Annotated in this window: 8 protein-coding genes; 3 read left to right on the top strand and 5 right to left on the bottom strand. The window is 37.5% G+C overall.

Features of this window, described 5'->3' with window-relative positions; all coding sequences use genetic code 11:
* Window positions 1-54: 54 nt before the first annotated feature.
* Window positions 55-3,261, bottom strand: a complete 3,207-nt coding sequence (locus CWB78_RS00300; protein ID WP_138593884.1) for a TonB-dependent receptor — start codon at window positions 3,259-3,261, stop codon at window positions 55-57.
* Between the two features lie 43 nt (window positions 3,262-3,304).
* Window positions 3,305-4,159, bottom strand: a complete 855-nt coding sequence (locus CWB78_RS00295; RefSeq protein WP_055011953.1) for a S1/P1 nuclease — start codon at window positions 4,157-4,159, stop codon at window positions 3,305-3,307.
* 236 nt (window positions 4,160-4,395) lie between these two features.
* On the opposite strand from CWB78_RS00295, the gene CWB78_RS00290 reads away from it, so the two are divergent.
* Together CWB78_RS00290 and CWB78_RS00285 are read left to right on the top strand one after the other, a co-directional pair.
* Window positions 4,396-5,268 carry a type 2 periplasmic-binding domain-containing protein gene (locus tag CWB78_RS00290; protein ID WP_138593886.1) on the top strand — a complete coding sequence of 291 codons (873 nt, stop codon included), beginning with the start codon at window positions 4,396-4,398 and terminating at the stop codon, window positions 5,266-5,268.
* Entirely contained in the window at window positions 5,265-6,209 is a 945-nt protein-coding gene (locus CWB78_RS00285; protein ID WP_138593883.1) for a Rossmann-fold NAD(P)-binding domain-containing protein, read from the top strand. Before CWB78_RS00290 ends, CWB78_RS00285 begins: the two co-directional genes overlap by 4 nt.
* Window positions 6,210-6,338: 129 nt before the next feature.
* Here CWB78_RS00285 and ushA read toward each other — a convergent pair whose 3' ends face one another.
* Together ushA and CWB78_RS00275 are read right to left on the bottom strand one after the other, a co-directional pair.
* Window positions 6,339-7,958, bottom strand: a complete 1,620-nt coding sequence (gene ushA / locus CWB78_RS00280; protein WP_138593882.1) for a bifunctional UDP-sugar hydrolase/5'-nucleotidase UshA — start codon at window positions 7,956-7,958, stop codon at window positions 6,339-6,341.
* Window positions 7,959-8,038: 80 nt separating this feature from the next.
* On the bottom strand, window positions 8,039-8,230 hold the full coding sequence (locus CWB78_RS00275) for a hypothetical protein (RefSeq protein ID WP_010389030.1): 192 nt from the start codon (window positions 8,228-8,230) through the stop codon (window positions 8,039-8,041).
* Window positions 8,231-8,523: 293 nt separating this feature from the next.
* Here CWB78_RS00275 and CWB78_RS00270 point away from each other — a divergent pair, with 293 nt between their 5' ends.
* Window positions 8,524-9,267, top strand: coding sequence for a peptidylprolyl isomerase (locus tag CWB78_RS00270; protein ID WP_054201246.1), 744 nt, complete (start codon window positions 8,524-8,526; stop codon window positions 9,265-9,267).
* A 44-nt stretch (window positions 9,268-9,311) separates the two neighbouring features.
* Here the strand turns inward: CWB78_RS00270 and CWB78_RS00265 are convergent, their stop codons facing one another.
* Complete coding sequence (locus CWB78_RS00265) at window positions 9,312-9,731, bottom strand: MAPEG family protein (protein WP_076921711.1); 420 nt, start codon at window positions 9,729-9,731, stop codon at window positions 9,312-9,314.
* Window positions 9,732-9,796 lie beyond the last annotated feature (65 nt).

Raw genomic sequence — 9,796 nt, 5'->3', positions numbered from 1 at the left:
CATGCATGTAATGGCTTTTTTAATTTTATGAGCTTTTGATGTGCAAGTTATAGGTTAAAACTTATAGCTAACACCGATTTTAGCTTGCCAAGCTGATGAGCTAGTTTGATATTGGCTATAGTTACGAACATCAGCGCCATTAAATCTGCTATCAATTATATAACGACCTTGATCGTCTAAGCCGCCAAAGTCGTAAACTGCTTGGTCAGAGAAACCTAAGCGCTTTTCTACGCCCCAGTCACTGTTTAATAAGTTGGCAAAGTTATCAATCATAAAGTAAACCTCACCGCTATGACCTTTTGCAAAACCTGGGATCTCTTGTTTAACGCTAATATCCATAGTGGTAACCCATGGTTGCGTGCCTGAGTTACGGTCTAAGATTTGACCTCGCTCAGAAATACCCGCTCTATTAAGTAGTGTCTCAAGTTCACTCCATGATAGCCCTGATTCATCCCAGTTTACGTTTGCATCATCTGCACCAGTTGGAATATACGCTAAATAAGCTGAGCTTGAATAAAAGTCACGCGTATCACCGAAGTCACTATCTTGATACATACCCATAGTATAGCTAAATGGACGACCAGAGCGACGTTCAAAATACACATTAAATCTTGTGGCATAGCCACTGAAGAACTCAGTGTTATACGCTAAATTAACTTTAAAGCTATGCTCTACTTCATATGCACCACGGGCAGCAAAGTCTTCATTTCGGCTCTTTGTAATATTGTACTGATAGTTGCTTTGTGCACGTGACGAAGAACCTGAAGACGCTTCTGTTACATCTTGATGTGCATAGCTTGCTGAAATATAAAGGCCATTTTCCCACTCTTTAGCTAATGCTGTTGTAATAATAACAGAGCGACCGTCTTCTGCTGAATTAGTCATTGCTATATCAAAGTTATCAGCTAAATCACCGCTGTAAATGCTTTCATAGATAATACGTTCGCCGTCGGCCGCTACACCCACAGGTTTAATGGCGGTGTTATGCCACACAGCTTCGTTTTCTTTTTTGTGATAAGCAATTTCTGCTTGCCATTTAAAGCCTTCACCTAGTAACTCAGAATCAAAGTCGTACTCAAATCCAAGTTGTGCACGAATACTTGACGGTAGTTCAAAGTTAGGATCAACATAGTTTGTGCTACCTGCACCTTGAACTAAAGAGCCTTTTATGGCATCTGGTACTTGAGTGATATCAGCTTGATTATTAGCATAATAATCGTTAATAGCACTTTGAGGTGCATCTACAAAAGTAATGCCATCGTTTTGGAATGAGTTATTGTACCAAACGTTAGGGATACCACCTTGGAAACGACCTACACCACCGTTAACTGTTAATGCTCCAGTTGCGTAATACTTAAAGCCAATACGCGGTAGAATAATATCTAACCCATCGAGGTTTTCTTGATTGCTAAAGCCATAGGTGTTTAAAAAGTTTTCGTTGAGTGTTGGTTTATCATCAGAAGATAAACGCTCATAACGAACACCTGCCGTTACTTCTAAATCATCACCAACATAAAAAGTATCTTCAATGTAAAGTGCTAATTGATTACGGGTTGCGTCGTAAGCAGTGTCATTAGGGTTATTTGTAAAGGCATTGCTGTAGCTAAAATCGTACTTTCCTTTGTAGTTACCTACTTCACGATTTTCGAAACCATTAAAGTTATCAAATTCCCATGAACCGAGTGAGTTAGCTGCAAAAAGGTTGTATAAGTTTAACGACTCATATTGCATACCAAAGTTAATTTCATGCTCGTCCATTAAATAAGTGGCATCAAGAGAAAGTGTTAAATTTTCTGTTGCTGAGCTATTTGCATGGCGAAACTCATCGGTACCAAAGTTATAAGAAGGACCACGGAAGTATTCTTCAACTTTAACGCTACCAATATCAGAATTTGTTAAACTTCTCGATGATACATCTTTGTATGCAATACCGATTTCAGTTGAAAAGTCTTCGTTCCAATCTGAATATAGCTTGGTAGCAAAGTTATTAAACTTGGTTGCGTATGTATAACGACTTGATGCAAACTGAACTGATGTGCCACCAGTACCAAAGTTTGTTTCATCTTTGTCATCTTGCCACTGATAGGTAAAATCTAAGCGATGATCATCAGCAATGTTCCAGCTTAATTTTACAAGTAATGTTTCGTTGGTGTCTTTAGGGTCGCCACCAAGAGAGTCTGTTAAGCCGTATTCGTTATTTAGAATATTAAGGAAACGGTTATAGCTTTCTTCACTCACATCGTATTCGTTGGTTGCGCCTGAACCTTCAAAACCATAATCTAAATCTAGTTCGCTTGACCATTTATTGTAGTTAACAAAGTAAAATAAGGTATCGTCTATAAGTGGGCCGCCAACATTAAAACCGTAGCGTTTTTCAGTTTGGTTAGGTTCTACTTGTTCAACAATGTATGTGCGGTGACCATCGTCATCTAAAACAGGGCGGTTATCAGCAAACACTTGAGATATGCTGTCTACATCACCTGCAATATCAGGTGTTGATGTTTCGTAAAAACCAGAAAACTTAAGTTCGTTAGTACCTGACTTAGTTACCGCGTTAATAGTACCACCACCAAAGTTGCCTTTAGAGGCTGAAAATGGAGAAACATCAACAGAGATCTGCTCAATCGCATCAAGGGCTACAGGGGGCTGCGAAGTAGGGTAGCCGCCGTAACTTAAACCAAAGTCGTCATTTTGGCCAATACCATCTACAGTTAAACCATTTGTACGTGGGTTGCTACCGGCAAAGGTTAGCTCGCCGCTACCATTAATACTAGCAAGTGGGTTTAAACGTGCGATGTCTTTAATGTCACGATTAAAGCTAGGCATGTTGTTGATGGTATCTTCACCAAACGTGCTGCTAGAACCACCCGATTGTTGGACAATTTTATAACCAGACACTTCAATTTTTTCAATATTGAGTGGTGCTAATTGCGACGTTAATCTGTAAGTTTCGCCAAGGTTTAAAAAGATGTTTTCAACGGTGGTATCGTTAAACGTATCAGAGTCGATGATCACTGTATATGGTCCACCAACACGTAAACCATTGGCTATAAAAGTACCACTTTCATTGGTGGTTAGCTCACTGATTGTGCCGGTAGGCTGATGAACTACCTTAATTTTAACGTTTGCAGCGCTCGCACCTGAAGGTGTGGTTATTTTACCACGCATTGCAGACGAGGTGTCAGCAGCCATAGCGCTTGTTGAAACTCCTAGAGCAAGAATTACTGCTCCAGTTAATTTCGAAAGGCGAAGCTTAGTCATAATGTTGATTTCCCATTTAGATGATTTAAGTTAGAAACTGAATTTATTTTTTGATTTGCTGTGTTAAAGCCATTTTTGATTTCTTGTTAGTAGGATCAAATAATGTATTTAACAATCCAGCTAAGCGAATACCAGCTTGTTGCAAGCGGGTTTTCACAATAGGGGTGTTAGTGAAAATATAGTCGTAGCTAATATTCTCATCTGTTGATTTGTATATTTGTAAAGCAAGGTTATGTGACTCTTCAAGCCAACTTGTTGGCGTACTGTGTAAATACTCGCTAATTAGTTCGCTGTTGTTGGTATTTATAAATTGAGCATATTCAGTAAAAGATAAATTTTCATTTTCTACTAGCTTAGTATCCCACAAGCTATGAAGATTGGTTTGTTGGTTGAAGAAAGAAACCTTAATGCGATTACCGCCTCTATCTTCAGCCCTACCTGCATGAAATGGTTGATGGCTGTCGCCGACTAAGTGCACTAAAAAGCGTAAACTAAACTGCTTGGCTGCAAGGCTTGCTTTGTCATCCTTCAATACTTTAATTGAATAGTGAATGCCTTCTAATATGTTTGTTACTGATTCTTTATGTTCAGTGTGTTCGTGGTTAAAGCTGAATTTTGCATCGTCATCTGCGTTAATATAGTGCCAGCGTGATGATTTTTTTTGCCAAAAATCACCTGGTGCAGAGCGCATTTCATCTGGCCATGTTGAAACCTGTGCTAAAGATTCACCATTAAGATAAGGAATAAGTGCAGCTTTAGTGTTTTCGCTTATGTGCGACTCTGCAATTTTCCCAACGACGCGGTGGCCATTTTGCCCCCAAGCATTACAGTCTGTGCTTGCAAATATTGCACTAATTAATAGTGTTAATGAAAGCGAATATTTTACATTTATCTGCATCGAGGCATCCTAGTAAGTGTGATATCTAATTTGTAAAAGCTTATAAGGTCAATTGTCCTCATTTTTCATCATGATAGAAAGGACTCAATAAAATTCATACTTTCCTATTTAATTTTCTTTAAGATCAATATATTGAATTTAATGGGTAAAATTACCTATTGTAATAAGTAATTAAAATTGTTCAAATGAGTTATTACTCTATTTTAAATCGGTGTTTTTTGAATATTAAAAAGTTAATGTTGCATAAAACGGCAATTGTTACATTTATGTTTATAGCACTGTTGTTTAGTTGGTTTGCAGGTCACTTAGTTGTGGGTGAAAAAGAAATAGTCTTTCCTGTGATGATAAAAACATCAACGACATGTCAAACAACGACAACAGCTAATCAAAATCAGCTTATAGTATTTACCCCCTCAAAGTATGTTGCTCAATTGCTCACTCAAAACCTGTGTGACGATAAAGTCGTGGCAAAGCAATATGGGTCTGTGATTGGTTATTGGGGCTACAGAACAGTGGATAGCTTAGAGTTTGTAGGAAAAGGTATTGCGGATTTAATTTTAGCTAAAAATAATATTATGGAAGCGTTTAGAGCTGAGACTACTTACAATTATCAACCCGTGGTGGGCTTTTCAGATTACACCGCGTTCTTTATATCTTCAAAAGAAAAGCCACTGATCACTAAACAGTATTTTTTAGACAAAAGAATAGGCCTGCTAGATTATCCAACTAGCCGCTCTGGGCATATTTTACCAAAACAAACATTTAAGCAATTAGGGCTTAATATTGCTCAGCTAAAAATAACCTATGCCAGCTCACATAATGAATTGAGGGAATTATTGGCGAACGGGCAAGTTGATCTTATTGCCTCCTTTTGGAGAGAAAATGATAGTAAGCGCTTCTCAAAAAATTATATTACCCCTATAAGCAGTAATGTTGCAGGTACCCGTTGGTACTTAAAAATGCAGCATAACAATACCGATTTACTATGTGCTGTGCAGTCTCACTTACTAAGTATGTCTAAAGAACAATCGTTTCGATACTATCAAGATGTTGAGCCATATTGGCAATGTAATAATTACCCCGTTACCTTTATAGGGGAGTCGCAATGAGAAAGCTTGTATTGTCATTAGGTGTTTTTATATTATTCATCGTTTTTTCTGTCGTGTTTTATATTTCAACAACACATAAACAGCAACATGTAAACAAGTTACAAATAACCCAAATAGAAAAACAAATCGCTTTAGACTTACCTTTGCTCGATTTATCAAATGAGCTGCTTAAGCACTCGGGTAATAAAGCGGCTTTACAGCATTATATTCAAACAGTAAATGCTCAGATTCAAGGTACGGGTATACAGGTGATTTCGATAGTGCCAAAGCACGAGTTTAACTTACCCTTGAAAGCCGATGAGTTTATTCGAAAACTAAATAGTAATAATAGCGTGGTGTTTATTGTTTTATCTTTAAAGCAAGCATATTTTTCGGCTGCTGTAGTGACTATTTATATACTACTTTTTGGTATTAGTGTATTACTTATGTTCATGATGAAGCAGAGTATTACTTATCAAAAAAATAAAAAACTAGGTACTGAGCAAGACTCAATTGCCCCAGAATCAAAGTCATTAACACTCGTGATTGATTTAAAAAGTAAAACATTATCCAATAGTTATTATCCTGAGCAACAAGTAGCCTTAGCAAATAAGCCACTATGTTTTTATTTAGCACTTGTTGAATTTTGTACTAATAATCCAGAGGTTAAACTTAACCATAATAAAAATGTGCCCGAGGAGTTGCTAGAACTTGCAAATAAGTACTTTTATCGGTTAGTTGAACTCGGGCATACTATTAGAAAACGGCCAAACTTTAATAACAGTTTAGAAAAAACCTTAAGCGAAATACGTGCGGCGCTAGATGATGTATTAAATGATTGCCCAGAGCAGAAGGAGTTGTATTATCCGCCAAAGGCATTTGGAGAGGGCTCTCGTTCACGGATGCACAGCTATGGCTTAGTAAATGTTAGCCAAGGCAATATAGAAATAATAGGAAAGTAATTTAGTTTTATCGTTTAGGGTGAGTGATTTGTGGGCTGAAATGTTTGATTAACTAGCTTTGCTCTCACATAAAGTTTAATGAAGAGTGTCATTAGCATTTTAATGACACTCTTCGCTGTTCACATTAGATTATTTAGGTGAAAATTCACGAGCATCAACGGGGCTATGTTCAGCAAAAAATCGCTTTAAAGCTTGCGAGTCAGTTTCATCAGTGCTTACAAAACCTGCCATTTGTGTAATTTTTGGATAACTATCGCCACCTGAAGCGTTATATTCATTAATACTCATGCGGTATGTTTTGCTTATATCAAGCGGTTTTCCAGCAATGAACACGTTAGTTACCTGCTCACCTTTCAATTCAAATGCTAAGTTATGATATTGCATGTAAGCCCCAGAGTCGGGTGGAAAACGTGTCACAACGTTTAAATAGGTTAAAATATCACTGCCTTTGAAGTCGATATAGGCGACACGATTTTTGAAAGGTTGTACTTTAAGTATATCTTTATAGCTCACGTCACCTGCATTAATGCTATCGCGAACACCGCCACCACTAATAATACCAAAATCCGCACCCACGGTGTTCATTTGTGCTTGGATGATGACGCGCGCAAGGTTTGTTTGTTCAAAGCGTACTTTGTTGCGATCTCCCTCAAGTCTGTCATTGACGAAGCCAATTTTACCCTCAATTTGCTTTGCTCCTTTTTGTTGGTACGCCGCTAAAAAGGTTTGCAGTTCTGGATCTGGTTTAATGTAATTTGCTGAAAGTACGGATTTTACGCTCCCGTCTTTTTGCTTTTTATCTACGTATAAATTAACGGGTAATAATTGATAACTGAGCAGTGATAATTGGCCACTTTCCAATTTAAACTCCGCTTTTCCCACATATTTGCCCCATTCATGGGCTTGCATTATCCATGTTCCATTTTGCTGATCTGGTTTACAGGCTAAACCCGGTTTAAAGTGCTCATCAGTAACATTTTCAGCAGCCATACACACTGGCTCTTGGGAATGGCCACCAATAATCATATCAAGGGCGTTTTTATCTAAAGAACGAGCAAGTGTGACATCACCAGGGGCATTGATCCCATAATTAGCATCTACATAATGGCCCATATGCGTTACCGCAATGGTAATGTCAGGGTTATATTTTGTTTTTAATGTTTGTGTAAGTGAGGCGGTTATTTCAACCGGATCTTTAAAATCTAAGTGACCAATGTATTGCGGGTTACCAATTTTAGCAGTGTCTGTGGTTGTTAAACCAATAACGGCAATGGTTAAGCCGCCTTTGTTAAATATTTTATAGCGCTCAAAAATAGTTTCGTTAGTTTGTTTATCGAAAATATTGGCAGATAAAAGAGGGAAGTTAGCCCATTGCTGTTGTTGTTTTAATACACTTAATGGATTATCAAACTCGTGGTTACCTAATGCCATTGCGTCATAGCCAATTTTCGACATGCCTTTAAAATCGGGCTCAGCAAATTGCAGGTCTGATTCAGGGATACCGGTATTAATATCGCCACCTGATAATAATAACACCTGATGTCCTTGTGCCTTTGCATCTGCTCTTAGCTGGTCAATTAAGGTTTTACGCGCAGCCATACCATATTCGCCTTTTTCGTTATGCCAAAATCGACCATGGTTATCATTAGTATGAAGAACTGTTAAATATTGTGCTGCAGGTTTATTGACAGAGTCGCTGGCACAGCCAGATAAACCAAGGAAAAAAACAAGAAAAATAAGTGTACGCATAAAATACCTATCGATGAATAAAAGCTCAATCTAGTAGGTGGCTAGTTTAAACTAGTTCGAGGTTAAAAAAACGCACTTCTTTATGTTTTTTCAGCCAGCGAGGCTTCACGCTGTTGTTCTACAACTCTGTTTCTTCGTGCTAGTTCATCTCGTGCATATTGAGATTTTTGATGATTAACATCAATCATCCACTTCAAAAAGCTAACGGGCAATTGGGTGTAAGGTTCACCTTGGTGTAGTCCAAAGTCACAAATAGTCGTGTTGTTAGTCATTATATTACTCCTATCACTTTGTGAGTTGATAATAACAAAAAAAAAGTGATTGATAAGGGGCTTTTTAAGTATCTTGCTAGGTTTAAAATTCATTAGAAAGAGTAACCGTGATGCACACTAGGGCACTCAGGCAATTAACTACCCATAACATGTTTAAAATTAAAATGTAAACAGTTGTAACTATGGTGTAATCGATTTGCTATGAATTGTAGCGTTAAGTACTTATGTATCGATTTATAAAATGAATAACACTACTCTATGACGCCTAATGACAATAAAAAATAGGAAAAATAATGAAGAAGCTTATCTTAGCGTCAATTTTAACTGCAGCAAGTTTTTCAAGCGTAGCAACCATAGTCGAAATGCAGACGAGCCAAGGAACGATAGAAATTAACTTGTTTGATCAACAAACACCTAAAACAGTAGAAAACTTCCTAAGTTATGTTGATGATGCCGCCTACAATCAAACGGTTATACATCGCTCTGTTGATAAGTTTGTTATTCAAGGAGGGGGTTTTACTTTTTCTGATGAAATGGATCCAATTACAACTAAGCCTGCGGTAATAAACGAACCTGTTTATTCAAACGTTAAAGGGACAATTGCTATGGCAAAGCAGGGCGGTAATGAAAACAGCGCTACTAGCCAATGGTTTTTTAACATGAGTGATAATAGCCAAAACTTAGATTTGCAAAATGGTGGATTTACAGTATTCGGACAAGTCACTGCGCAAAGCCAAGAAACCTTAGATAAAATTGCTGCCTTAGTTCATTGTTCTCAGGTGCCATTAGTTGGTGTTACTAAAGAGCAATGTTCAGATGAAAACTTAATCATTAGTAATGAAAACTTGGTATCAATTCAAAGTGTGGTTGTGCTTGATGATGATCCTAATTCAGCACAAAACTTAACACCAAAAGAGAATACATTAATTGATAACGTTGAAGTTACACCACCAAAAACGTCAGACTCTAGTGGCAGTATGGCATGGTTATTAGGTGCACTATTGCTAGTAGCACCTCGCTTAAAACGTGCTAAGTAAACTTTAAAAAAATAACGGCGAATTATTAAATTCGCTGTTATTTTTTAGTTTAAAAGTACACCCAGCAATAGCAAAAACCACATTACAAATACAGATAAGCAGCCTAGTAAAAATACTCTAAAACGGGCTCTTAAATGATTACTACCAAGGTGAATGAGGCTATGAATAATGCGTGTGGCTACAAATATACACGCCAATACTGCGATAGGGACACTTGCCATATTAAGCTGTAAAGCAAGTAAACATCCCGCATAAAAAAGCACAGGTATTTCAAATTGATTGCTAAAATTACGATCCGCTACTCTCACATGATCGCCTGCATTATCGAGGCGCATAGCAGCAAAGTCGCTTAACTGTATTTGTTTATTTTTAGCCGCTGCAAAACGACGTTTTCCCATAATCACCATAACAACTAATGAAAGTGTTACCTGCACAAACATGGCCATTATTATTATCTTTTCCATAACTTACCTTATTATTTTCTTTGAGTATTCGATTGTTATTCACAATGTGTTACATAATTAAGTGC

Source organism: Pseudoalteromonas sp. S1612 (genome assembly GCF_005887175.1).
Taxonomy (GTDB): domain Bacteria; phylum Pseudomonadota; class Gammaproteobacteria; order Enterobacterales; family Alteromonadaceae; genus Pseudoalteromonas; species Pseudoalteromonas undina.
The sequence above is the reverse complement of the archived record's forward strand: the minus strand, read 5'-3'. Positions and strand labels throughout refer to the sequence as shown.